Source organism: Gammaproteobacteria bacterium (genome assembly GCA_021648145.1).
Classification (GTDB): Bacteria; Pseudomonadota; Gammaproteobacteria; order JAADGQ01; family JAADGQ01; genus S141-38.
Map to the genome: position 1 here is coordinate 1 of JAKITI010000024.1, position 22,679 is coordinate 22,679.

Below are 22,679 nucleotides of genomic sequence, written 5' to 3' on the forward strand. Positions count from 1 at the left end.
ATGGTCAAGCGGACAGCAAGTTTGGTCTCAGCGTATCAGTTGATGATAGTGAAAGTTTTATCATAGCTGGAGCGATGCGTGCAGATGCAGGCTCTGATCGAAATCAAAAAACAGCAGGTGCTGCTTACCTGATTGAACTGGAAACTCAGAATAAAGCACCTGTTGCCGTCAGTGACAGTGCTACCACAGATCAAGATACGGCTGTGACAACAGGCGATGTTTTAGCCAATGATACCGATGCCGACGGAGATACCTTAAGCATAAAAAGCGCGGATAGCATGTCAATTGAAGGCGGCACAGTGGTCGATAATGGAAACGGCACCTTCACTTACACCCCAAAAGTTGGTTTCAGTGGCAGCGATAGTTTCAACTATACTGTCAGTGATGATAACGGCGGAGAAGCTCAAGGAACCGTTGATATTGTAGTTAATTCTGTGGCAAATAAAATACCTGCAGCAGTCAATGATAGTGCCAGCACCGATGAAGATACTGCCGTGACAACAGGCAATGTTTTAGCCAATGACACGGATGCTGATGGTGATGCACTTAGTGTCAGTAGTGCAGACAGCACTTCAGTCGAAGGCGGCACCGTTGTTAATAATGGTGACGGCACATTCACCTACACACCTAAAACAGGCTTTAGTGGTAGCGATAGCTTCAGCTATACTGTCAGTGATGGCAAGGGTGGAGAAGCCACGGGCACGGTGACAATTACAGTCAGCAACGCCAACAAAGCCCCTGTAACAGTCAATGATAGTGCCAGCACCGATGAAGATACTGCCGTGACAACAGGCAATGTTTTAGCCAATGATACGGACGCTGATGGTGATACACTTAGTGTCAGTGGTGCAGACAGCACTTCAGTCGAGGGCGGCACCGTTGTTAATAATGGTGATGGCACATTCACCTACACACCTAAAGCAGGCTTTAGTGGTAGCGACAGCTTCAGCTATACCGTCAGTGATGGCAAGGGTGGTAGTAGTGCCGGTAAGGTTGATGTAACAGTTAAAAAGTCAGCACCAGTTGTTGTTAACAAACCTCCAGTAGCCGAAAATGACAGTGTGACAACACCTCAGGACACGGTAGTTACGATAGATGTGTTAGAGAATGACAGCGATCTTGATGGCGATAACTTGAGCATTCAGTCATTTACTCAAGGCTCAAAAGGTAAAGTGACCCAAAGTGGTGGCAGCCTGGTTTACACGCCGAACGCTAAATTCACTGGAAAAGACACTTTTACCTACAATGTTAAGGATGGCAAGGGAGGCAGTTCTACAGCGGAGGTTAATGTTACCGTTACCGTAGAAGAGCCGTCAGTATGTACCACCGAGTACGCTCCCGTATGTGGTCTGAAGGAAGTTCAGTGTGTCACCACACCTTGCGACTCAATTCCTACAACATACTCAAATATGTGTATGCTTGACAAAGATGACAGTGCTACATTTTTGTATGAAGGAGAGTGTAAGGCAGGGAGTAATACCCAGATCACTATTGACGGTGAAGTTTCAGACTGGAAAGATATTTCTCCAGTGGCGACAAGCAGCAATAAACAAAACCTGCGCAGTTTAAAAGTAATCAGCGATGCTGATACGTTGTACTTCTTGTTAGAAGGCAGTGATATTGGAGCCAATACACAGTTCCACATCAATGCTGATAATAATACGGAAACGGGCTATCAGAATGGAAACTGGGAAGGCACAGGGGTTGATTACCTCATTGAAGGTTACTGGCTCTATAAATCCACCGCCAATGATGGTAGCTGGAGCTGGGGCTCAGGTGATGTCTCTGCAGTTGAGTATGTCAAAAGTGCATCTGTGGTTGAAATGAGTGTTAAAAAATCAGCTATTTTTGGTGATGGCGCTGAAATGATAGCGCCAGGTCGCACTATCAAAGTCGCTGCGTGGGACATGACAAGTGACTGGGCGATTATTTCAGGCATTCCTGAGTGGGGTGAAGCAATGGCGACCTTCTCACTTGATAGCGCCCAGATTCCACTGTCAATGAAGTTAAATGGTGCCAACCCAATGACTGTTGTTACGGGTAGCACTTTTACTGATCCAGGTGCGACAGTTACAATTGATGGTGACTCTATTGAAACTGTCAAAAGCAAAGATTCCGTTGATACCAACAAAACAGGTAAATATACTCTAACCTATCAGGCAACAGATAAGCTTGGTAATACAGTGACCAAGAAAAGAGCGGTTTATGTTGTTTTGTCTGAAGGGGCTTCGATTACGGTTGATGGCCAGGTTTCAGACTGGGAAAATATTCCCCCAGCGGCGACAAGCAGTAATAAACAAAATCTGCGTAGTTTAAAAATAGCCAGCGATGCTGATACGTTATACTTCTTGTTAGAAGGCAGTGATATTGGAGCCAATACACAGTTCCACATCAATGTTGATAATAATGCGGCAACGGGTTATCAGGATGGAAACTGGTACGATACAGGCGTTGATTATCTCATTGAAAACAACTGGCTTTATAAATCCACCACCAATGATGATAGTTGGAGTTGGGGTTCGGGCGATGGTTCAATGGTTGTTTATGAGCGTAGCTCATCAGTTATTGAAGTCAGCGTGAAGAAATCAGCCCTTTCTGGATTTCAAGGTCCAATCAAAGTCGGTGCATGGGACTTGACTGACGGTTGGTATATCATCTCTGGTCTCCCTAATTGGGGAAAGGAGATGGTTACATTTGAATAGCTGGTCGTAAATAAACCCCCTCATCACATCATGTGATGGGGGCGTTTCAGTGGAGGTTTCTTATACCGCAGGTTCTGGGAAACTCTCTTTAAAAAGGTAGTTTTGCAGTGAAAATGTGTATGTTTTATTGTGGAAGTTTCTGTAAAAACTGACCTGCTTAGCGCCTGTTTCACATAACCATAGCTGTGGATTAACAGGGCGTGTTGAAGTTAGGGCTTCTGCGGAAAATAGCGCAATATTTATACCTTTATTTTGAGCGCGAGCGGAAGTAAATTCAAAGGCATGAATATTTGCTTCTCGCATTGCTGCGCCTAATTGTTGAGTCGCAAGATAATTTGATCGGTGAGTCAGCAGATTTTCATAATTATTAAAAGGTGCTTCATGTAATTTCGCACCCTGCTCTGTTTTGTAGTTTGCAGCAAATACCGTGTGTTGTGTGAGAAGTTTTCCAGGGGGAGGAGTTCGCATGCCACGCCAAAATAGAAGGCGGTAATAACCTGTTTCAGCCAGAGCAGTCGGTAGCGTTAATGAACCATAAAACAGGCTGCGTTCGAAGCGTGAGCCAAACCGAGATCCATGGGGTAGTGGTGGGTAACGAAAAGGGGTGGCAAGTAACCAGTGAATATTTTCCGTTCCTGGCACGCGCAGGGGTTTGGTTTGCTCCAGCATCTCTTCTAGCAAATCTTGCTCTTCAAAATTATCGACCAGTCCATTGGTTGCTACTTGTTCTTGGCTTTCAACAACACGAATCAGTTGCCCATTGAGGTGTTGTGGAGAGATGAGGCTCTTGCAGTCATCCCATATGCTCATTAGATTTTACCGCGCATCGCATCCAGATACTCAAGCACATGATTAAGGCCTTGCACAGTTTGAATCTGCTCAGCAGGTACACCGCCCGTGTGGCGATTTTCGGTATGCATCCAATGTTTCATATCACAGGCTTTACCTCCTATGAGCACATAAAGGCCGCGATAGCAGCGGATAAACAGCAGCGCCAGCTCTCCAGATTTGCTTGAAGGTTCAATGCCACGGTGAATAGAAGTTCGATCTTTGCCAATGATTTTTCCCAGTATTGACTGGGATACTCCCAGCTCTTTTCCTGCATTTAAAAGAGCTTTGGAGAGAACTTGCAGCTTATCTGTAGTCGAGTTTTTTAAAGCAACCATAGCATGCCTCTTTTAGATATTATTGTCCTATATGAATAATATCGTCTATTACTGATGTATTTGCAACAAAAACACTAACGATACGACGAGCGATTTTCTTCATCAGCCATGATCTCTTCGATAAAACCAAACTTTTTCATGTCACGAATTCGGCTGGGGTAGAGAACCCCATCCAGATGATCCACCTCATGCTGTACAACTCGGGCATGAAAGCCCTCAGCAATACGATCAATCGCGACACCTGTTTGATCGACTCCTGAATAACGAATTTTTTTATAGCGCGGTACAGCACCTCTTAAACCGGGCACACTGAGGCATCCTTCCCAGCCTTCTTCCATCTCATCATCCAGCGCTTCTATGGAAGGGTTAATCAGTACCGTCATCGGAATGGATTCAGCATCGGGATAACGGGGGTTATGATCAAAACCAAAAATTATGATACGTAGGCTTTCACCGATTTGTGGTGCAGCTATCCCAACGCCCTTCATAACATTCATCGTTTCAAACATATCTTCGATTAGAACCTCTATTTCAGGGGTATTAAACTTTGCGACGGGTTGAGCAACCTGTCGCAATGTCGGGTGACCCATGCGTAAAACTTGCCGAACTGCCATTCATCCTCCCAGATACACATCATTATGAATAGATAGATCATAACGCCGATGGGGCGCTGATTCATTCGTTAGTGAGTAATTTTTAAAATCTGACTTTGTCAGATGAATTTTAGCTATATAATATGGCCTATGTCACATAACACACGGATTGTTGTAAGGTTTGAATATGGTGAAAGGTACGAGTTACTACGATGATAACGCCGCTGCCTTTGTCGAATCGACCCGCTTGGTCGATATGCAGTTACTCTACCAACAATTTTTATCGTTGCTGCCAAAGCAAGCACACATTCTGGATGCAGGTTGTGGCCGTGATGCAAAACAGTTCATCGAACAGGGCTACAACGTTACCACCTTTGATGCCTCAGCTAAAATCGCCGCTCTTGCTGAAAAAGAGATCGGGCAACCCGTCTCAGTGCAACGTCTGCAAGAAATCCAATATCAAAATCAGTTTGATAGCATCTGGGCTTGTGCTTCACTATTGCATGTTCCTGCGAAAGAGTTACCCGATGTTTTTCAACGATTGGTGCAAGCACTAAAATCTCATGGAGTGATCTATTGCTCATTCAAATATGGCCAGGGTGAATATGAAAAGCAGGGTAGAAGATTTACTGATATGGATGAGGTTGGATTGCGGGCGTTGGTGTTTTTATTTTTAATCTTAGGTATAACTGTCTATTTCAGTTTTATAGTTTTTGGAAATTTTTAACAATGAATGATGCTATTACTAGAATAAATAGGCTTATATCTGTAGATAAAATAGATTATAAGCAATGTATAGATCATATTGACCATGATCAAAAAATTGATGGCGTCAAAACACTTATAAGATTCCATTACCTAAAGTTTGATGGTAATGGCCAGCCAATGCTTAGTGCGTTAGCAGAAACATTATATGACTATATTATTCATTACTGCATTTCATCTAGACACAGGAATGAGCTGTTAACTCCTAGTCAAGCAACACGATTAACTAAACAAGCAAGGGAGCTGTTTGTTCACCCTGAAGCAACAGAGGGTGATCCAGATCAAACGGGTGAGGCAGGAGAAATTCTCCTATATTTTCTAATAGAATCAATATTAGATGCTCCTCAAGTTGTTTCAAAAATGGAACTAAAAACTAATCAAAAAAAAGAAGTTAATGGCTCAGATGGCATTCACATGAAATGGTGTGAAGATGATGGGGTTGCTGATATTTATTTTGGTGAGGCAAAAATTCATCAAAGTCTTAGCGGTGCTCTTGGATCTGCGTTTAAAAGCATATCTAGCTTTCATGACGATGGAATGTATAAACATGAGTTCTTAATGGTGACAAAGCATTTTAAATACGCAGATGAAACTATCAAAAATGAGATTAAAAAATTAATTATACGTGGGGAGCCTAGCTATGAAGTCAGGATGAATCATGCTTGTTTAATTGGGTATAACTGTAAAGAGTATAAGAAATTAATGAAAGAAGGGTCTGAAGATATAGAGTCTGCATTTAGGAAGATTTATAAAAATGATATGCCACGTGTAGTCAAGCTGTTGAATAATAGGTTCGATAGTTTTGAAAAAAAATATTTAAAGTTTGATTTCTTTTTTATGCCGTTTGTAAGCGTTCAACAATTTCGGGATGCCTTTAATAAGGCATTAGATTAACTAAGGGTGGCTCCCTATACCATGGAAGAGTTTGATTCTGTATACGAAAAACTGGTTTTAAATGACATGGAAGAACAGCTTCCAGGCAATGCTGTAAATGAAATTAAGCGATTAAGTGACAATGATGTTCAAAGATTGGTTGGATATGCTTCACTACTCTCAGTATCAGATGAATATTTTGATAAATCTCGTTCTTACGAAATTATCACTAGATTGATAGAAATAAAAAAAACATCAGATATCCTACTGTTAAAGGCCTCAGATATGTTGTTGTCTAGATTGGGTAATTTTCCAGGGAGAAAATTATTGCGGGAAAGGTATCTGAAGGGCGATTTAATTGGTTCGCCCATTGGTGTTTCTTTAGAGAAGATAGCCAGAGAGGCAGAGAATACCGTAGAGCAAGGGTTTGGTGATAATGAATTACTGACTGATTTTCAATATTTGCTTTACCACGCTATGACTGAGGGTAAGTTTGTAAGCGTCTCAGCACCGACATCTGCTGGGAAATCATATGTGCTAAATTTAGCCCTACGGAAGAGGATAATGAGTGGTGACAAGGAAAGTATCATTTATATTGTGCCTACAAGAGCACTCATTAGTGAAGTTACACAGCGTATTAGGGAGTCTCTAAGAAAAGTGAACCTAAACGGTGTTGTTATTAGAACAGCACCATTTCCCATAACAAAAGAAAATGTGTCAAAAGGCATTATTTATGTTCTAACTCAGGAGAGATTGAGTAGCCTATTATATAGTGACGAACCTGGATTATGGGTTACATCCTTAATTATAGACGAGGCGCATGAAATTCAAAAAAGGAAACGCGGGATTATTCTTCAGAATTCCGTTGATGCTATATTGACTAAATTCCCTAATATTCCTGTATTATTCGCAAGCCCATTGATAAGTAATCCGGACTATTTTGTTGAATTATTTGGAATGGGAGGTATGACAAAGACAGAGAGTCTAATAGAGCGTGTTTCTCCTGTGGCACAAAATATTATTTTGGTCGAGAAAGTCAAAGGCAACACAAAAAGGGCAAAATTTAGCTTGGTTGGCAGGGAGAAAGTCGTAGATCTTGGAGAGCGGGAGCTTGATTTTAAATATAGAGGATCTAAGACTCAACTAAAATCAGAGATAGCAATTTCATTGACTCGCGATAATGAGGCAACGATAGTTTTCGCGAATGACCCAGGAGATACGGAGAAAATAGCAAAATCACTATCAGAGAATCTAGAAGAAAATATACTAGATGATGATATTGAGTCCTTTATTGAATTTATTAAAACAGAAATACACCCAGAGTATCCACTTATAGCCTGTCTAAAAAAAGGTGTTGCATTCCATTATGGATATATGCCGTCAATAGTTCGAAGTGGTGTTGAGGCGTTATTTAAAGATGAAAAAATAAAGTATATTTGTTGTACAAGCACACTTTTGCAAGGTGTGAATTTGCCTGCAAAGAATATATTAATTGATAACCCAAAGTCCGGTGATAAGCCTATGTCTAGGCCAGATTTCCTCAATCTTTCTGGTCGCGCAGGCCGTCTATTGAAAGAGTTTCATGGGAATATCTGGTGTATAAACCCAATGGAGTGGGAAGAGCCTATATACCAAGGAGAACAATTAGAAGAAATTTGTTCTGCAATTGACCTTGTAATGAAGGATGGTGGTTCATCTTTAGATGATTTGCTAGAAGGTAGAATCAAGAAAGCTTCTGAAATAGAAAATGCTGAAGTGGCTTTTAGTCGTATTTATCACGAGTTATCTGAGAGCGGCCGTGATGCACTTATTGAAAAATATGGCTTGGAAAGCAACCTTGTTAATTTAGATAAAACCCTTAAACATTGTGAGAGTCTCAATATTTCACTTCCATATTCGATACTTGAGATGAATAAGTCACTAAGGCCTGACCATCTGGAGGAGATATATAAAAGGCTTGTTGGAGAAGTATTTTTGCTAGAAATGGCTCCATTACACCCTTTCAAAGCGGGGGCGAAATCAAGGTTTGAATTAATACTAAACGTGATTTCTGAATCGTTTGAGTGGAATATTCACAATAACTATGTCCCATTGTTGTCATATATAGCCTATGAATGGGTAAAAGGCACAAGCCTAAAAAAACTACTCTCAAATCGGGTCAGTTATATCCAGAGTAGTGAACCTAATAAAGATGTGTCACCAATTATAAGAGGTGTGCTCAAAATTATTGAACATGATATACGCTTTAAATTGGAGAAATATTTCTCGGCCTATAATGATGTATTAAAGTTGGTATTTGAAGAAAAAAATATTGCTCCTCAAGATTGCAAGATGGAACCCTACCATATTTATTTGGAATTTGGAGCGTCAGATAAGACTTCTCTCAATTTAATGGCTCTTGGGCTTTCCCGTTTTACTGCTTTGCATTTAACAAAGTACGCAATGTTCAAAAGTATAGATAGTGATGAACCCGAGGAGTATTTGCGTGCGTTATCTAGTTTGGCTCTCCGTGAGGGTAGTAGTATCCCAACAGTTTGCTTAAATGAAGTACGAGAGTTAGTTGGAAATTAATTACTCGGTAGGCATATTTTCGAGCATCTCGGATAAAGTAGAAAGCATTACCTCAGAATGTACCTTGTTTTATTTATGGTGAATTATTTGTGAAGGTTAACTTTGAAATCCACTATTAACTTTCGTAGACTGGTTACACCTCGTCGGAGTATAAAATAAACTACTTTGCCACATAAATGAATCACAAACCCCATCATTTTCTGCTAAGATTATGTATTAATTGAAGTTCATTGCTTGAGTGGTAGATGGTTCGTTAGTAGCGGCTAATTTGAGGCTAATTTGAGGCTAATTTGAGGCTAATTTGAGGCTAATTCGCCAGAGATTAGAGGTGTTAGAGGTTTGTCGCGCGAATTCACTAGCCTTCATTAAGGCTAATATTGGAAAAATTGATCCTACTATTTTGGCAGAAATATTTCATCGTTAATGCGTAATTATTCACCCATTAATCACCAGCAGATATTGGGTTATATTGAAGCCCATGGGAGCATAGTTCAGCGTGAATATGGAAGTATATCCTCACGCAGCCTGGCATCCAGAAAGATAGATTTTGATAAGCTGGTTAAGCTCAATCTTATTGAAGCAAAAGGCACTGGGCGCGGTACTTATTATGTGATTGTTGAGTGAGTTTTAATCAGTGGTTAGTTTGCCAGAGGCTCACGAAAATACTTAGGTGTAATCGTTCAGCCATAAACTGATCCTATTATTTTGACACCAAGCGTGGTACTTATTGCTTTAGATGCAATGTGGCGAATATTGATGTTTATTATCATGAGTGGTACACGTCAGGCTAACCGTTTTCTATTTTGGAGGCAAATATAATGGTAAACAGCTTAAATTTATCACTGACTGACGAGTTGCGTAAACTTGTAAACAGTCGTGCAGGTGATATGTGCCTATATGCCACACAAAGTGAATACTTTCGTGATTTGATAAATCAAGACATGGCATCACAAACGACAGTTATCCACGTAATGAATGGACTTGATGGCCTGAAACACGGTCGTTTTTCCGATAAGTCGATCATGGATATTGCGGAAAAAAATTAAAGCCAGTACCAATTTCTGGATTACCATACATACCCGTATTTTTAAGGTCTTTTTTATGCAACTTCACTCCCAGAAATAAAAATAATGAAAACAACTTCTATTCCTGTCTCTATTATAGGCGTGTTGGATAGTGGCGCTCTGGGGCTTTGCGTTGAAGCACTTCAGCGCATTCGTCAGGCTGATGTTGTCATTGGTGCGCGTCGTACACTGTTACTATTTAAAAATGAGTTTAGCCAAACCGCACAGCAACACGATATCGCTGATGGTTTATCCAAAGTGCCGCAATGGGCTCGTGATGCACACGCGGCAGGTTTGAGCGTTGTGGTGCTGGCGACAGGTGATCCGATGTGCCACGGCATTGGTCGTTACCTGATCAATAAACTGGGTAACGAGCTTTGTGAAATTATACCTAATGTCTCGACACTGCAACTGGCGTTTTCCCGTTTAGGTCTGGCTTGGCAGGAGGCGGCAATTTGCTCTGTTCATAGCAAAGATGCGGGAGAATGGAGTGTTGATTTTGGGCCTGAACACGGCCTTTATACTGTTTTGAAAACAGTACGCTCCAGCGATTTGGTTGCGATATTTACCAGCCCTGAAAACTCACCAGATCGCATTGCCCGAATGTTGGTCAGCGCCGGTCTGGGTGAGGCATTTAAACTGTCGGTCGCTGAGGCTTTGTTAACGGATGATGAAAATATCATTCGTGATTTGTCGCTGAGTGATGCGGCAACACATTCGTTTGCCCATCCCAATATCGTTATATTGCAACGCCACACGTCACAGCCGACCACTCTGTTTGGTTTGGCTGATGAGTCATTTTCCCAGCGTAAACCGGACAAAGGGTTAATCACTAAGCGCGAAGTGCGAGCGGTGTCACTGGCGCGCCTGCAACTGCGTATTGATAGTGTTGTTTGGGATATTGGTGCGGGTTCGGGTTCGGTGGGGCTGGAGGCAGCGCGTTTATGTCGTCAAGGTTATGTTTATGCCATTGAAAAAAATGCAGCAGATTTCATCATCGCGCAGAAAAATCGTCAGCAAATGGCGGTGACTAACTATCGAGTTCAACACGGAAAAGCGCCTGATTTGTTGGATGACTGGCCGGATCCTGATGCGGTATTTTTTGGAGGGTCTGGCGGTGAACTGGCGGAGTTAATCAAGCTCTGTTTGTCGCGCATGAAGCCACAAGGAGCGCTGGTGATGAATTTTGTTACATTGGAAAATCTGGCGCTGGCGACACAAACACTGAAAGCATTAAATGCAAAGTGGGATGTCACCCAACTGCAAGCCAGCCGAAGCCAGCCTATTCTGCACATGCACCGTATGCAAGCAGAAAATCCTGTGTGGATTGTCTGCGCGCAGCGAGGTGAAAGTTAATGAATCAGGGTACTTTATACGGTGTCTCTTTGGGGCCAGGCAACCCAGGCCTGATTACGCGCCGTGCCTGGGAGTTGTTGCAGAGTGATAAAATCTGGAGCTACCCGATTCGTAATGCCCATAGTGATAGTTATGCACTGGATATTGCACTGCGTGCCGGGCTGGTTTTGCCAGAGCAACAGATGTCACTGATATTTCCGATGACGCATGACGCTTCAATTTTAGCCAAGTATTGGCTACGCGCCGCATCGACCGTGCTGGAAAAATTACAGGCCGGTCAAGATGTGCTGTTTCTCGTGGAAGGGGATGCCTCGACCTATTCAACCTTTGGTCACTTGGCTCGCACCGTGACAGGGCTGGATGAAAGTATTGAAATTGAAGTGGTTGCGGGCGTGCCATCATTTAATGCCGCTGCCGCACGGGTACAAATGCCACTGGCCGAGGTGGATGATACTGTCGCGATTATTCCAGCAGGTTATGGTCTCAAAGTGATTAACCATATGCTGGATGAGTTTGATACTCTGATTCTGCTCAAGGTGAAACCTCTGCTTGATGACATTATTGACCTGTTGGCGAAGCGTCAACTGTTAGAGCACAGTTGTTTTATAGAAAAGGCGGGTTCGCCGTATGAACGAGTGGTGAATGATGTTGCCTCATTGCAAGGTGAAAAGGTCAATTATCTTTCTTTGATGTTAATTAAAAATCCCAATCGCCAACGCGGTGAAATAATACGAGGTTGTCGTAAAAAATGAATAATATACAAAAGCCGCGTGTGGCGCTTGTGGCCATTACCAAGCACGGCGTTAAACAAGTCGCCTCTATGGCAGAAAAAATGCCCGAAACTGAAATTGTTATCGCAGCCAAATTTGCTGACTTGATGTTGGGTGTGCCCAATAAAGTGAATGCTTATGAAGGCGCACTGCGGGCACAAATGGCCGGTTTTTTTAACGATTATGACCAAATTGTTTTTTTTGTTTCACTGGGCGCTGTGGTGCGTTTGATTGCACCGCATCTCAAATCCAAAGATGAAGATCCCGGTATTTTGGTGGTGGATGATGCCGCTCAATTTGTGATTCCAGTGTTATCCGGTCATGTCGGTGGCGCGAATGCATACGCACAGCAATTGGCGGATCTATTGGGCGCGGTTGCGGTGGTGACTACGGCCTCTGATGTCGGGAAAACCATTCCCGTCGATATTTTGGGTCGTGAACTGGGTTGGAAAGTGGAAGCACCCAAACTCAATATTACTCGTGTTTCAGCGCATGTGGTCAATGAAGAGCCGATTGCATTGGTGCAAGAGTGTGGTTCAAAAGAGTGGTGGACACGGCCAACCCCATTGCCTGCTAATATTCATAAATTTGAACGCTTTGAAGATGTTGATCTAGACAAGTATCCAGCACTGCTCTGGATCACTCACCGTGAGATTGATGATGCAATCTGGGCTGTATTGAATGAACGATTGGTGGTGTATCGTCCACCCTTAGAGCAATAGACGGACAAACGAAGGTGAGTATGAAATTGATGCTAGGCATGGGCTGTGACCGAGGCGCTTCACTGGAGACATTGCTAACGGCAGTGGATCAAGCTTTAGCACAAATTGACCAAAATCGCGATGCTGTGACAGCACTGGCGAGTATCGACAAAAAAAATGATGAAGTTGCACTGTTGGCCTTGGCTGAACAGCAAAAATGGCCACTGCACTTTTTCAGTGCCGCGCAGTTGGCGCAAGTGGAAGTACCTAACCCTTCAGCAGTGGTTTTGAAATACATGGGTACGCCCGCAGTGGCGGAGGCGGCAGCGTTACTGGCGGCACAAAAAAATATGAATGACTTACTGGTTGAAAAGTATAAATATCTGGGCGCTGATGGCAAGAATGCCACGGTTTCGATTGTGAGCGATGGAACGATTAGAGAAACAGAGAAAAAACAAATATGAATCAAGGTAAAATTCTGTTGGTAGGCTTTGGCCCTGGCGCAAAGCAACACATGAGTACTCGGGCACTTGAAGCCATTAAAGAGGCGGATGTCGTGATTGGCTATTCGACCTACATCAAGCTGGTGCAAGATCAGCTTGAGGGTAAAAAGGTGGTGCGTAAGGGCATGACTGAAGAGCTGGATCGTAGCATTGAAGCTTATGAACAGGCCAAGCAAGGCAAAGTGGTGGCGCTGATCTCTTCTGGAGATATCGGCGTTTATGGTATGGCGGGGCCTACTTATGAAGTGTTATTGCAGTCGGGCTGGACACCCGGTAGTGATATTCAAGTCGAAGTCATACCAGGCAGCACCGCTTTATCCGCTTGCGCTTCATTAGTTGGCGCACCGCTGACGCATGATTTTTGTTCAATTTCTTTGTCGGATTTGTTGACTCCGTGGCCGGTGATTGCAAGGCGTTTAAAAGCGGCGGCGCAGAGTGACTTTGTGGTGGCTTTGTATAATCCAAAAAGCGGCCGACGGACGGGGCAGATTGTCGAGGCGCAGCGTATTTTGTTGCAACATCGTAAACCGGAAACCCCTGTGGCCATTGTAAAGTCCGCCTACCGTGAAAGACAGGATATTCAGATTGTACGTCTGGACGAAATGGTGGATTGCAATATCGGCATGTTGACAACGGTATTGATTGGTAATAGCAGTACTTTTCTAAAACATGGGTTGATGATTACACCACGCGGTTACGCGAATAAATATGATCAGTTGACCGGTGAAATCAAAGGTGATGAAAAGCGGGGTCGTTCGCTGACCATGGGGCTGGAAGGGTGGAAAGAGTGTGTGCGTGAGTACATGAATGAAAACTCTGATTGCTCTTTGCGGGGTGTGGTGAACTACTTCGATATGCCTTTGGCACAGATTATTTCCGCTATTTCTGAGGCGCGTGCCGAAAGTCCAGCGGGTGAGTTTAAAGCGACTCCGGTTTTATCTGACGTGTTAAAACTGGTGGAGACCGATGCAGTTCATTGGGGTCGTTTACGCGCTGTGGTGCGGAGTGATGGCGGGGCAGTTTCAGAGCTGATGTTGAATGCCAGCGACTTCAAAATGCGAGGCGAATGGCTGAATATTGAGAGTGACCATTTTCATCTACACATTCATTGGGCCAAAGTCGCTGATGCCTGGATGGTGCAGCGCGGAAATTCTTTGCGCAGTGTTCACTTTGTTGATGCTGCAGGTCATGCGGTATTCAATCTGTCACTGATTCGCCAAGAGGGTGAATTTAACTCTAAAGCACAAACAAGTTATCAGGAAGTTTGGCAGCGAGAATCAGGTCTTGCCGACTGATTTTTCCAAATCAGAGCAAGAAGTTTTGTATCGCGTGATGCGTGAGCGGCGCGATATGCGGCACTTTATTTCAAATAGCAGTATTGATGCTGAAGTGTTACAGCGCATTCTAAGTGCCGCGCATACTGCACCTTCTGTGGGTTTGATGCAGCCATGGCGTTTTATTCAAATCAAAAATTCTGAGTTACGCGAAGCGGTTGCAGAGTTGGTGGATCAAGAGCGTATAGAAACGGCTAAACTTCTGGTGGCAAGGCAGCAGGAGTTTCTTCAGCTTAAAGTCGAAGGCATACGAGAGAGCGCGGCTTTGATTGCTGTGGTGCAAGCACCGGATGATGGCACGGTGTTCGGTCGTCGCACCTTGCCGGAAGAGATGGCGCTCTGCTCCACGGCTTGTGCAATTCAAAATTTGTGGCTGGCATCAAGAGTGGAAAACTTGGGGCTGGGCTGGGTTTCTCTGTTTGACCCCAAAGCATTGGCTGAGTTGTTAGGTTGCCCAGAAGGAGCCAAACCGATTGCTTTGCTGTGCATTGGCCCAGTGGAAAAGTTTTATGACAAACCAATGTTGGAGCAGGCGGGTTGGCGGCAAGGTAAACTTTTGGAAGATTTTTTGTTTGAGGATGGTTGGCCGAAATCTGAATAACAGGTTCCTTGCGGGATTAAAAGATCACATTACACAAAACAGCTCGATTTTATCTATAATGCTCCAGATTAGGGTGTTGGGTATAAAAGAGATTGTTTTATGAATAGTGTCACCGAAAATGTATATTTTATTTATGGTAAACAGTGCGAAAGTATTTTAGAGACGGTGAGCAAAAGTCAGTATGCGGCGCTTTTAAATACGGTTTTTATTGATGATTTTTTGAAAGATGAAGCTGTTGTAGATTCTGATCGAGTTATCATTTGTGGTGACACCAGTGAAGTTAAGCAGGTATTAGATAGGGCATGTGAACATGGCTTTAGCGTGGCTTTTCTGGCTCAAAAAAATCAAAATACACTTCGTTCGACTTTTGAAATTCCAAAAAATATAGACGAGTCTCTGAAGGTGGCACTGGAAAGTGAGCCCAAACCGCTGGATCTGCTTTATGCAAATAATGATATTGTTTTATGGGGGGCAGTTGTGGGAGATGCGCCACCGCTCACCTATAGTAGTGCTGCTTATAAGCAGACCTCTTTAAGGGAAAGGTATAAGCTGCTTATAAATTCTTGTAAAAAATTAAAGCATCTCAAACAGAATAAAGTCAAGTTAACTACAGGCAAAGGTCAAGAGGTCAATACTGCCGCAAGCGGTGTCGTGATTATCGAACATGATAATCACACAGGTGCAGCCTCTATTGTTCAAGAATACTTGTCTGTGAATGATGGCAAGCTTTCGGCGCTTTTGCTCTCCCCCGCATCTATAGCGGATTATCTCTACTATCTTTACGTTTCAATTTTCAAAAAGTCAAAAAATACGAGTTTTCCTGATTCCGTTGGATTTATCAAAAGCGAGTCACTCCGTATTGAGAGTTCACCGGCTCTTGATGTGATGGTTGATGGCGAGCAAGTGACACAAACGCCTGTTGAATTTGCGGTCAAAAAACAGGCGGTTAAGTTCATTGCAAGTGAAAAATTTTGGGCAGAAGTTAAAAATGACTCCTCGGATAAGGAGACATTGAAGTTATCAGGCCTGCCAGTTACAAGTGAGGAGGTCAGCTATGTACAAAAGACTCTGCCACTTTTTACTCATGCCAGTGAAGATCGTTATAAAGACCTTTTTGCCGACCTTAGAAGACAGGGCAAAACAGAGCCAACGTATGTGACCTTGATGTTTTTGAGCACGATATTGGCAACGGTCGGGCTTTTTTTGAATAGTGCTTCTGTCGTGATTGGTGCAATGTTGCTGGCTCCTTTGATGCAGCCAATTGTGTCGACAGCGATGGGTGTACTTCGCAATGATCAAAGTTTACTGTTTGGCTCAATGCGAACGGTGTTGATTGGGGTGTTGATCGGACTGTTAAGTGCGGCTGCCATCGCTTTTGTCTTGCCGCTCGAAAATTTGACGGACGAGATTTCTGCAAGGCTCAGCCCCTCTCTTTTAGATTTGATTGTTGCACTGGCATCAGGCGTGGCGGCTGCTTATGCTCAAAATAATGAAAAAATTGTCGGCTCACTTGCAGGGGTGTCGATTGCTGTTGCTCTGGTGCCACCGCTTGCGACTGCAGGTATCGGGCTGGGGTGGATGAACATGGATATATTCTATCCGGCACTTTTGCTGTTTATCACTAACTTTGTGGGCATTGTCTTCGCTGCATCACTGACCTTTCTTATTATGGGCTTTTCACCGATCAAGCGTGCCAAGAAGGGGTTGACTTATGCTTTGGTTATTTCGCTGATCGTTGCCATTCCGCTCTATCTTTCGTTTGCAACGATGGCTCTTGACTCTAAAATTCTATCTGCTTTGGAGCAGAAGGGGTATGTGGTTTCAGGTAAAACGGTACAGATTGAAAATGTTGTTCTTAAGCACGCGGATATGCTGACGATTGTGAAGTGCGATTTTATCGTTCAAGAGACGTTGAGCCAGGAAGAGCTGGAGGAGTTTAAAGAGACTTTGCAGGCAGAACTCGATATGCCGCTTGTTCTGGAAGTGGTTCAGAGAGTTCGTTTTTGATCTGGATATTGAAAATAGATTGCAGTTTCATTGGAGTGATTTATGGGTGCAACCGTTATAACGAGGCAGTGATCACAGATATAACGAGTTAATGATCACAGTGGTTTCCTGTTATCAACGGCACAATGCACCGTAAGTGACTATGAAAATTAAGAGAATGCCATGAAAAACTATATTATCAGCACTATGCTTATCATCATGAGCTTGACTTTGATAGGGTGCGGGGGCAATGGTGAGGGGGCTGGAAACAGTGCGACCCTCACATGGACGGCTCCAACAACTCGCATGGATGGAAGTTTTGTTCCTATGAGTGAAATTGCTGGTTATAGGGTGTATATGGGTGCAACACCCGATTCGATAACGCTTGTGGATGAAGTGGTTGATCCATACACGATGGAGTATCAATTCAGCGCTCTTGATAGTGGAACTTACTACTTTTCAGTCACTGCATTGGATACGGATGATCAGGAGAGTGATATTCCTGAGCCTGTAAGTAAAACATTCATATAACCTAAATTTGGAAACAGGTATACTCAAAGTTAAGTCTTGTTCCTGATAAAGGGTTCATATTAACTTTTCACGCTTTTTAGCATTGTTGAGTATATACACTGAGTTTATGAAAAAACTCGCATTCCTGATATTGATCTTTTTATTGCCTGATGTGCACGCAGGTGAAGTGCGAGTCGCTGTGGCTGCTAATTTTCTTGCGACGCTTAAAGCATTAGCACCTGAATATGAAGCGCAAAGTGGCCATAAATTGATTATCAGCGGCGCTTCCAGTGGCAAGCTTTATGCTCATATTTTAAATGGCGCACCCTATGATGTACTACTCTCTGCGGATAAATTTTACCCTGAAAAATTAGTTGAAGTGGATAAAGCGGTAGCGAATAGTCGCTTTACCTATGCCGTCGGGCGTTTGGTGTTATGGAGCCGTGATAAGCAGCCCATTGATCGTGCGCGATTAAGCGATCCGGATATTAAACGTATTGCTATTGCCAATACACGCACAGCACCTTATGGCACTGCAGCACAGCATGTTCTACAAAAAATCGGGCTGTGGTCTACACTGAAAGATAAGCTTGTTCGCGGGGAAAGTATTGGGCAGACGTTCCAGTTTGTCGCCAGTGGTAATGCTCAATTAGGTTTTATTGCTTTGTCGCAAGTGCTTAATCCAAAGAATCATTTCAACCGAACATCCTATTGGCTGGTGCCTCAAGATCATTACCCTCTGCTGGAGCAAGAGGCTGTGTTATTGACGTATGGAAAAAATAACCCCAACGCCAGAAACTTTTTGGAGTTTTTAAAAAGTGATGTGGTGCGTGATGCCATACGGCAATACGGGTATCTTTAATGGATCTGCTTTCACCTGTTGTGCTGACTTTAAAGCTTGCAGCGGTGACGACATTGATATTACTGCTGATCAGCACACCGCTGGCCTGGTGGTTGGCGCATAGCAAATCAAAATGGGCGGCTATCGTTGAGACACTGGTTGCACTGCCTCTGGTATTACCGCCTACGGTATTGGGCTTTTATCTGTTGATCGTACTGGGTGCGAACGGTGTGATTGGTGGGCCGTGGGCTGATTTGACGGGTTCAGCGCTGACTTTTACCTTTAGCGGGTTGGTGATTGCCTCGGTGATCTATTCGCTCCCTTTCGTTGTGCAACCCCTGCAGAACTCTTTTGTCGCCGTCGGCCGAAAACCTCTGGAGGTGGCCTTGCTGCTGCGGGCTTCACGTCTGGATGCTTTTTTCAGTGTGATTCTACCGTTATCCATGCGTGGCTATATTACTGCTGCAGTGCTTGGCTTTACACACACTATGGGGGAGTTTGGGGTCGTGCTGATGGTGGGTGGCAGCATTCCGGGTGAGACGCAAGTGCTTTCCATTGCTATATATGAGCATGTGGAAGTGTTGGACTATGGCGCAGCTCATGTGCTTTCAGCGGGTCTGCTGATATTTACTTTTATCGTATTGTTGATGGTCTACGTGATTAATCGCAGGTTTCCGACCAATGCCCATTGAAGCCCGCTTTGATATTTCATTTGAAGGTTTTAATCTCAACGTGGCACTGGATCTTCCTGCCAAAGGTGTGACCACGCTGTTTGGCCCTTCCGGTTCTGGCAAGTCAACACTTTTGCGTTGCATTGCTGGGCTGGAACGCAGCTCCAATGGCTATATGAGAGTCTCTGATGAAATATGGCAGGATGAAAAAAACCATATTTTTCTGCCTTCCCACAAGCGCTCCTTAGGCTATGTATTTCAAGAACCTCGGCTATTTAGCCATCTCAGTGTGCAAAAAAATCTGGAGTATGGCTATAAACGTACGCCAAAAAAGGAGAGGTATATTGAGTGGCAGGCGGTGATTGATATGTTAGATATTGAGCACTTGTTGCAACGCAAACCCCATAAACTTTCCGGGGGTGAACAGCAGCGTGTTTCTATTGGGCGAGCACTGCTGGCCAGCCCCAAATTGCTCTTGATGGATGAGCCGTTGGCATCGCTTGATATTGCGCGTAAACAGGAGGTGTTGCCGTTTATCCATCAACTGCATAATAAACTGGATATTCCGGTGATCTATGTCAGCCACTCACTGCAAGAGGTGTTGCAGATTACCGATACTATGGTGTTGCTACGTGAAGGAAAGTCTGTGGCTATGGGGCACATCACCCAGCTTTGCTCTGAGTTGGAGCTGAGCCAATATCTGGGTGATATGTCTGGCTCGGTGATCGAGACGACCATTGAAGAACATGACGAGGCGTTCGGGCTGACTCACCTGAGCTTTCCGGGCGGTCAACTTTTAATTCCAAAGCAGCCTTTCCTGAAAGGTCAGCAACAACGGGTGCATATTCTTGCTCGTAATGTGGGAATTGCCCTGCAAAAATCGACCCATCCCAGCAGTTTTTTGAATATTCTGGAAGCGACGATCATTGATATATCCGCACCCGATATGAAGAGCCACGCAGTGCAGGTTAAGCTTGATGTGGGTGTGCCTCTGTTGGCCAGTATCAGCCGCAAATCTTTGCACGTTCTTGATCTGAAAGTGGGCCAGAAGTGCTATGCGATGATTAAGGCCGTATCACTGGCGGGTGAAGTGCAATAAAAACGTAACAAAAAGTTTCATTCAATAAACAATTCTTGCTCCCAGTCACCCTCTGCTTTGTAAGCGTTCTGTACGTTGCCTGTTTCAGTCGAAATTAAAAATCAAATCAAGCACCCCGAATATAATGATTCCAAACCCAGAAAACACCCATGACGCAAAAAACATTCGCGCCAACACTCGGTCAAACACTGTCGTTTGTTTGTACAATATATCAGGATCTGCCTCAAACCCTGAACCCATTCCCATAGATATGGAATTACGTTTAATTCTTCGTGCGATTGCTTTTGGAAGTGCTAATGCAAATGCTACATTGAAAATATCCCAACCACTTGTAAACTCAAAACCCAATGCGTGTTTAGTTGCTGGATTTTTTCTGAGCTTGCGCACTGTCACTTGGCCGAAAATAACAAATAAAATACAGGCAATAAATCCCACAGCAAATATTGCCGCAAACATTGCCTCACCCAAGGTCATAAGGTACTTATCCATTTCATAATGCTATCGTATGTGCTTCCACTTTTTTCTTTCGCAATATAGTTCGCTCCCATAGAGACCCCCGCCGCCACAACGATAAGACCCACCCAGCCAACAGGTGTTGCTACCGTTACAAATACCAGGGCTTTAGCTCCCACACCTACAGTAATTGTGCCTGCCAACGCACTTAATGTAAAACTACTCGACTCAATAAACAATTCCCGCTCCCAGTCACCCTCTGCTTTGTAAGCGTTCTGGACGTTGCCGATACGGCTGGCAAAATCAATGGCGACCAGTCCGGTACCGAGTACTTTGCCGTATTGACTGAATCGAGCCAGTTTGCCCGCTTGAACTTGTGATACCAGCTCCAGCTTTTCGATGCTGCGGCTGCTGCGGGCGATATTCATGGCGCGGGTGTGGTTGTGGAGGGCGCTGCCTCGGCGTGATGCCCGTTGTCCGTGCTGGGTCATTCTTAATTCATACTGGAAGTGTTTTTGCATGTGATCAGAGGCAGTGAGAATGGCGACCCCTGCGGAGGCTTTTGCGGTGGCATCTCCGGCCTGTATGACATCGCGGAAGGTGAGCAGGGTATCCTGATAATGCTGCACGGAGAGCACGAAGTTGTTGCTGCGCGCGGCATGAACGGCGGTTGTTGAGCCTGCCATGGCGGCGGTGGTGTCATGCAGTGTGATCATGGCATCACTGACACCGACGATGTTGTCCTGCCCTGTGGTGCGGGACAGTGAATGCAGGTTTCGAGGAATGTCGCCACAGTTCAGGACTCTGATAATATCCATCTCTTCACGCGTTGTTTGGCCTATCGTGTAGGGTTCATAAGGCCACATGATGCCGTGTTGCCCATTGCATTGCAGTTCTTCAAGGGATTCACCACACATCCGTTTGAAGTTTGGTTTGTTCCAGGCTTGGTTACTGATGAGTATTTCTGTCATTTTAAGGTCCTTTCTGTTGGTATGGAAAGCAAGGGAACATAGATTTTAATTATTTTTTTATTGCCATGTGACGCATCTTGCTCTATGGCACAACTCCACCATCGGTGATTGTCCAGCCAAAGCCTTTGGTGAAGATGCCTCTTGCGTCATGATGTTCTGGAGCACTGATTGTTACCGTCATTGAATACAATATTATGGGTTATGCTTTTGGTGCTCAAGCAGAGTGGGGCGCTTTCACTTTACTATTCTTTAAGTTCTGAAAGTTGAGTCCATGTGTAGGTAATAGTACTATCTGGGGTGTCGCCTACATCACCTTCATAACTTTTTTTTGTCAAAAGATTACCACTGGTATCATAGGTGTAGGTTGTAACGATATATGGGATGTCGTCTTCAATGCCATCGTAGCTATCTGTCAACCGGTTACGGTTATCGTCATAGGCGTAGGTTTCAATATAAACCCTCCTTGGGGTATCGTCGTTATACATGTCATAACTCTTTGTTAACAGATTATTGTCGTCGCCATAGGTGTAGGTTGTAATAGCATTTACGGTATCGTTTACATAACCGTAATAAACCTTTTCTGTCAATAAATTACCATTATCGTCATAGGTGTAAATTTCAGTAGAAAGCCTCATTGGAGTGTCGTACCCACCTCTGTCATAACTCATTGTCAACAGGTTTCCATTGTCGTCGTCATAGGTGTAGGTAGCAATACTCTCTGCGGTTCCGTCTCCATTATCATCACGACTCTTTGTTAGCCGTTTACCATTGGCATCATAGGTGTAGGTAATAATACTATCTGGGGTGTCGCCTACATCACTTTGGTAACTCTTTTTTGTTAACAGGTTACCATTGCTGTCGTAGATGAAGGTTGTAATACTCTCTGCGGTGCCGTCTTCATTAGTGTCATAACTCCTAGTCAACTGGTTACCATTGGCATCATAGGTGTAGGTATAAATATAATTTGTAGCGCCGTTTCCGTCGTCATGCCTTTCTTCTAAAAGTACATATGTCTTGATCATTAACTTGACCGTTGCCACTGCAGAGTCAAGCGCGCCATCATTGACTTTAAATGTAAAGCTGTCACTGCCGCTGTAATCTTTATTCGGCGTATAAAACAGCTTGGGAGCCGTGCCACTTAATGTTCCA

The 22,679-nt window shown here is 43.9% G+C and carries 23 protein-coding genes; 17 read left to right on the plus strand and 6 right to left on the minus strand.

Going from position 1 to position 22,679, the window contains the following annotated elements:
- The coding region (locus L3J70_11940) for a tandem-95 repeat protein (protein ID MCF6237062.1) at window positions 1-2,702 on the plus strand (2,702 nt) is incomplete at its 5' end.
- 60 nt (window positions 2,703-2,762) lie between these two features.
- On the opposite strand, the gene L3J70_11945 is transcribed toward L3J70_11940, so the two are convergent.
- The 3 genes from L3J70_11945 to def form a co-directional block, all read right to left on the minus strand.
- Window positions 2,763-3,512, minus strand: a complete 750-nt coding sequence (locus L3J70_11945; protein ID MCF6237063.1) for an RES family NAD+ phosphorylase — start codon at window positions 3,510-3,512, stop codon at window positions 2,763-2,765.
- A complete protein-coding gene (locus tag L3J70_11950) occupies window positions 3,512-3,868 on the minus strand; it encodes an MbcA/ParS/Xre antitoxin family protein (GenBank protein ID MCF6237064.1) in 357 nt (118 codons plus the stop codon). The genes L3J70_11945 and L3J70_11950 overlap by 1 nt, the downstream gene beginning before the upstream one ends.
- Window positions 3,869-3,942: 74 nt before the next feature.
- A complete protein-coding gene (gene def, locus L3J70_11955; protein ID MCF6237065.1) occupies window positions 3,943-4,482 on the minus strand; it encodes a peptide deformylase in 540 nt (179 codons plus the stop codon).
- Between the two features lie 166 nt (window positions 4,483-4,648).
- Between def and L3J70_11960 the strand changes: the two genes are divergently transcribed.
- The 16 genes from L3J70_11960 (at window position 4,649) to modC (ending at window position 20,106) form a co-directional block, all read left to right on the plus strand.
- Window positions 4,649-5,188: a class I SAM-dependent methyltransferase gene (locus L3J70_11960; GenBank protein MCF6237066.1), complete on the plus strand. Its 540-nt coding sequence runs from the start codon at window positions 4,649-4,651 to the stop codon at window positions 5,186-5,188.
- A 2-nt stretch (window positions 5,189-5,190) separates the two neighbouring features.
- Entirely contained in the window at window positions 5,191-6,120 is a 930-nt protein-coding gene (locus L3J70_11965; GenBank protein MCF6237067.1) for a DUF1837 domain-containing protein, read from the plus strand.
- 21 nt (window positions 6,121-6,141) lie between these two features.
- The gene (locus L3J70_11970) at window positions 6,142-8,670 is read left to right on the plus strand and encodes a DEAD/DEAH box helicase (GenBank protein ID MCF6237068.1); all 2,529 of its coding nucleotides are present in this window, start codon (window positions 6,142-6,144) and stop codon (window positions 8,668-8,670) included.
- A gap of 423 nt (window positions 8,671-9,093) precedes the next feature.
- Window positions 9,094-9,294, plus strand: coding sequence for a hypothetical protein (locus L3J70_11975; GenBank protein MCF6237069.1), 201 nt, complete (start codon window positions 9,094-9,096; stop codon window positions 9,292-9,294).
- A 194-nt stretch (window positions 9,295-9,488) separates the two neighbouring features.
- Entirely contained in the window at window positions 9,489-9,716 is a 228-nt protein-coding gene (locus L3J70_11980; GenBank protein MCF6237070.1) for a hypothetical protein, read from the plus strand.
- An 84-nt stretch (window positions 9,717-9,800) separates the two neighbouring features.
- Window positions 9,801-11,090, plus strand: a complete 1,290-nt coding sequence (gene cbiE, locus L3J70_11985) for a precorrin-6y C5,15-methyltransferase (decarboxylating) subunit CbiE (GenBank protein MCF6237071.1) — start codon at window positions 9,801-9,803, stop codon at window positions 11,088-11,090.
- The gene (gene cobI / locus L3J70_11990; protein ID MCF6237072.1) at window positions 11,090-11,842 is read left to right on the plus strand and encodes a precorrin-2 C(20)-methyltransferase; all 753 of its coding nucleotides are present in this window, start codon (window positions 11,090-11,092) and stop codon (window positions 11,840-11,842) included. Before cbiE ends, cobI begins: the two co-directional genes overlap by 1 nt.
- Window positions 11,839-12,582, plus strand: coding sequence for a cobalamin biosynthesis protein CbiG (locus tag L3J70_11995; GenBank protein ID MCF6237073.1), 744 nt, complete (start codon window positions 11,839-11,841; stop codon window positions 12,580-12,582). The genes cobI and L3J70_11995 overlap by 4 nt, the downstream gene beginning before the upstream one ends.
- Window positions 12,583-12,602: 20 nt before the next feature.
- Window positions 12,603-13,025, plus strand: a complete 423-nt coding sequence (locus L3J70_12000) for a cobalamin biosynthesis protein (protein MCF6237074.1) — start codon at window positions 12,603-12,605, stop codon at window positions 13,023-13,025.
- On the plus strand, window positions 13,022-14,359 hold the full coding sequence (gene cobJ / locus L3J70_12005; GenBank protein ID MCF6237075.1) for a precorrin-3B C(17)-methyltransferase: 1,338 nt from the start codon (window positions 13,022-13,024) through the stop codon (window positions 14,357-14,359). Before L3J70_12000 ends, cobJ begins: the two co-directional genes overlap by 4 nt.
- 37 nt (window positions 14,360-14,396) lie before the next feature.
- On the plus strand, window positions 14,397-14,999 hold the full coding sequence (bluB, locus tag L3J70_12010; GenBank protein ID MCF6237076.1) for a 5,6-dimethylbenzimidazole synthase: 603 nt from the start codon (window positions 14,397-14,399) through the stop codon (window positions 14,997-14,999).
- A 99-nt stretch (window positions 15,000-15,098) separates the two neighbouring features.
- The gene (locus L3J70_12015) at window positions 15,099-17,006 is read left to right on the plus strand and encodes a TIGR00341 family protein (protein ID MCF6237077.1); all 1,908 of its coding nucleotides are present in this window, start codon (window positions 15,099-15,101) and stop codon (window positions 17,004-17,006) included.
- A gap of 162 nt (window positions 17,007-17,168) precedes the next feature.
- Complete coding sequence (locus tag L3J70_12020; GenBank protein MCF6237078.1) at window positions 17,169-17,516, plus strand: fibronectin type III domain-containing protein; 348 nt, start codon at window positions 17,169-17,171, stop codon at window positions 17,514-17,516.
- Window positions 17,517-17,622: 106 nt separating this feature from the next.
- On the plus strand, window positions 17,623-18,357 hold the full coding sequence (modA, locus tag L3J70_12025; protein ID MCF6237079.1) for a molybdate ABC transporter substrate-binding protein: 735 nt from the start codon (window positions 17,623-17,625) through the stop codon (window positions 18,355-18,357).
- Complete coding sequence (gene modB / locus L3J70_12030) at window positions 18,357-19,028, plus strand: molybdate ABC transporter permease subunit (GenBank protein MCF6237080.1); 672 nt, start codon at window positions 18,357-18,359, stop codon at window positions 19,026-19,028. Before modA ends, modB begins: the two co-directional genes overlap by 1 nt.
- Window positions 19,018-20,106: a molybdenum ABC transporter ATP-binding protein gene (modC, locus tag L3J70_12035; protein ID MCF6237081.1), complete on the plus strand. Its 1,089-nt coding sequence runs from the start codon at window positions 19,018-19,020 to the stop codon at window positions 20,104-20,106. Before modB ends, modC begins: the two co-directional genes overlap by 11 nt.
- Before the next feature lie 84 nt (window positions 20,107-20,190).
- Here the strand turns inward: modC and L3J70_12040 are convergent, their stop codons facing one another.
- The 3 genes from L3J70_12040 to L3J70_12050 form a co-directional block, all read right to left on the minus strand.
- A complete protein-coding gene (locus L3J70_12040) occupies window positions 20,191-20,595 on the minus strand; it encodes a hypothetical protein (protein MCF6237082.1) in 405 nt (134 codons plus the stop codon).
- Entirely contained in the window at window positions 20,577-21,530 is a 954-nt protein-coding gene (locus L3J70_12045) for a hypothetical protein (protein MCF6237083.1), read from the minus strand. The genes L3J70_12040 and L3J70_12045 overlap by 19 nt, the downstream gene beginning before the upstream one ends.
- 242 nt (window positions 21,531-21,772) lie before the next feature.
- Window positions 21,773-22,679 (minus strand): cadherin-like domain-containing protein (locus tag L3J70_12050; GenBank protein MCF6237084.1); only part of this gene is annotated, 907 nt, incomplete at its 5' end.

Coding starts and splice junctions, on each gene's coding strand:
- def (MCF6237065.1), bottom strand. CDS start 4,482: ATGGCAGTTCGGCAAGTTTTACGCATGGGTCACCCGACATTGCGACAG.
- modB (MCF6237080.1), top strand. CDS start 18,357: ATGGATCTGCTTTCACCTGTTGTGCTGACTTTAAAGCTTGCAGCGGTG.
- L3J70_12045 (MCF6237083.1), bottom strand. CDS start 21,530: ATGACAGAAATACTCATCAGTAACCAAGCCTGGAACAAACCAAACTTC.
- cobJ (MCF6237075.1), top strand. CDS start 13,022: ATGAATCAAGGTAAAATTCTGTTGGTAGGCTTTGGCCCTGGCGCAAAG.
- L3J70_11945 (MCF6237063.1), bottom strand. CDS start 3,512: ATGAGCATATGGGATGACTGCAAGAGCCTCATCTCTCCACAACACCTC.
- cobI (MCF6237072.1), top strand. CDS start 11,090: ATGAATCAGGGTACTTTATACGGTGTCTCTTTGGGGCCAGGCAACCCA.
- L3J70_11965 (MCF6237067.1), top strand. CDS start 5,191: ATGAATGATGCTATTACTAGAATAAATAGGCTTATATCTGTAGATAAA.
- cbiE (MCF6237071.1), top strand. CDS start 9,801: ATGAAAACAACTTCTATTCCTGTCTCTATTATAGGCGTGTTGGATAGT.
- L3J70_11970 (MCF6237068.1), top strand. CDS start 6,142: ATGGAAGAGTTTGATTCTGTATACGAAAAACTGGTTTTAAATGACATG.
- L3J70_12015 (MCF6237077.1), top strand. CDS start 15,099: ATGAATAGTGTCACCGAAAATGTATATTTTATTTATGGTAAACAGTGC.
- bluB (MCF6237076.1), top strand. CDS start 14,397: ATGCGTGAGCGGCGCGATATGCGGCACTTTATTTCAAATAGCAGTATT.
- modC (MCF6237081.1), top strand. CDS start 19,018: ATGCCCATTGAAGCCCGCTTTGATATTTCATTTGAAGGTTTTAATCTC.
- L3J70_12040 (MCF6237082.1), bottom strand. CDS start 20,595: ATGGATAAGTACCTTATGACCTTGGGTGAGGCAATGTTTGCGGCAATA.
- L3J70_12000 (MCF6237074.1), top strand. CDS start 12,603: ATGAAATTGATGCTAGGCATGGGCTGTGACCGAGGCGCTTCACTGGAG.
- L3J70_11950 (MCF6237064.1), bottom strand. CDS start 3,868: ATGGTTGCTTTAAAAAACTCGACTACAGATAAGCTGCAAGTTCTCTCC.
- L3J70_11975 (MCF6237069.1), top strand. CDS start 9,094: ATGCGTAATTATTCACCCATTAATCACCAGCAGATATTGGGTTATATT.
- L3J70_12020 (MCF6237078.1), top strand. CDS start 17,169: ATGAAAAACTATATTATCAGCACTATGCTTATCATCATGAGCTTGACT.
- L3J70_11995 (MCF6237073.1), top strand. CDS start 11,839: ATGAATAATATACAAAAGCCGCGTGTGGCGCTTGTGGCCATTACCAAG.
- L3J70_11960 (MCF6237066.1), top strand. CDS start 4,649: ATGGTGAAAGGTACGAGTTACTACGATGATAACGCCGCTGCCTTTGTC.
- L3J70_11980 (MCF6237070.1), top strand. CDS start 9,489: ATGGTAAACAGCTTAAATTTATCACTGACTGACGAGTTGCGTAAACTT.
- modA (MCF6237079.1), top strand. CDS start 17,623: ATGAAAAAACTCGCATTCCTGATATTGATCTTTTTATTGCCTGATGTG.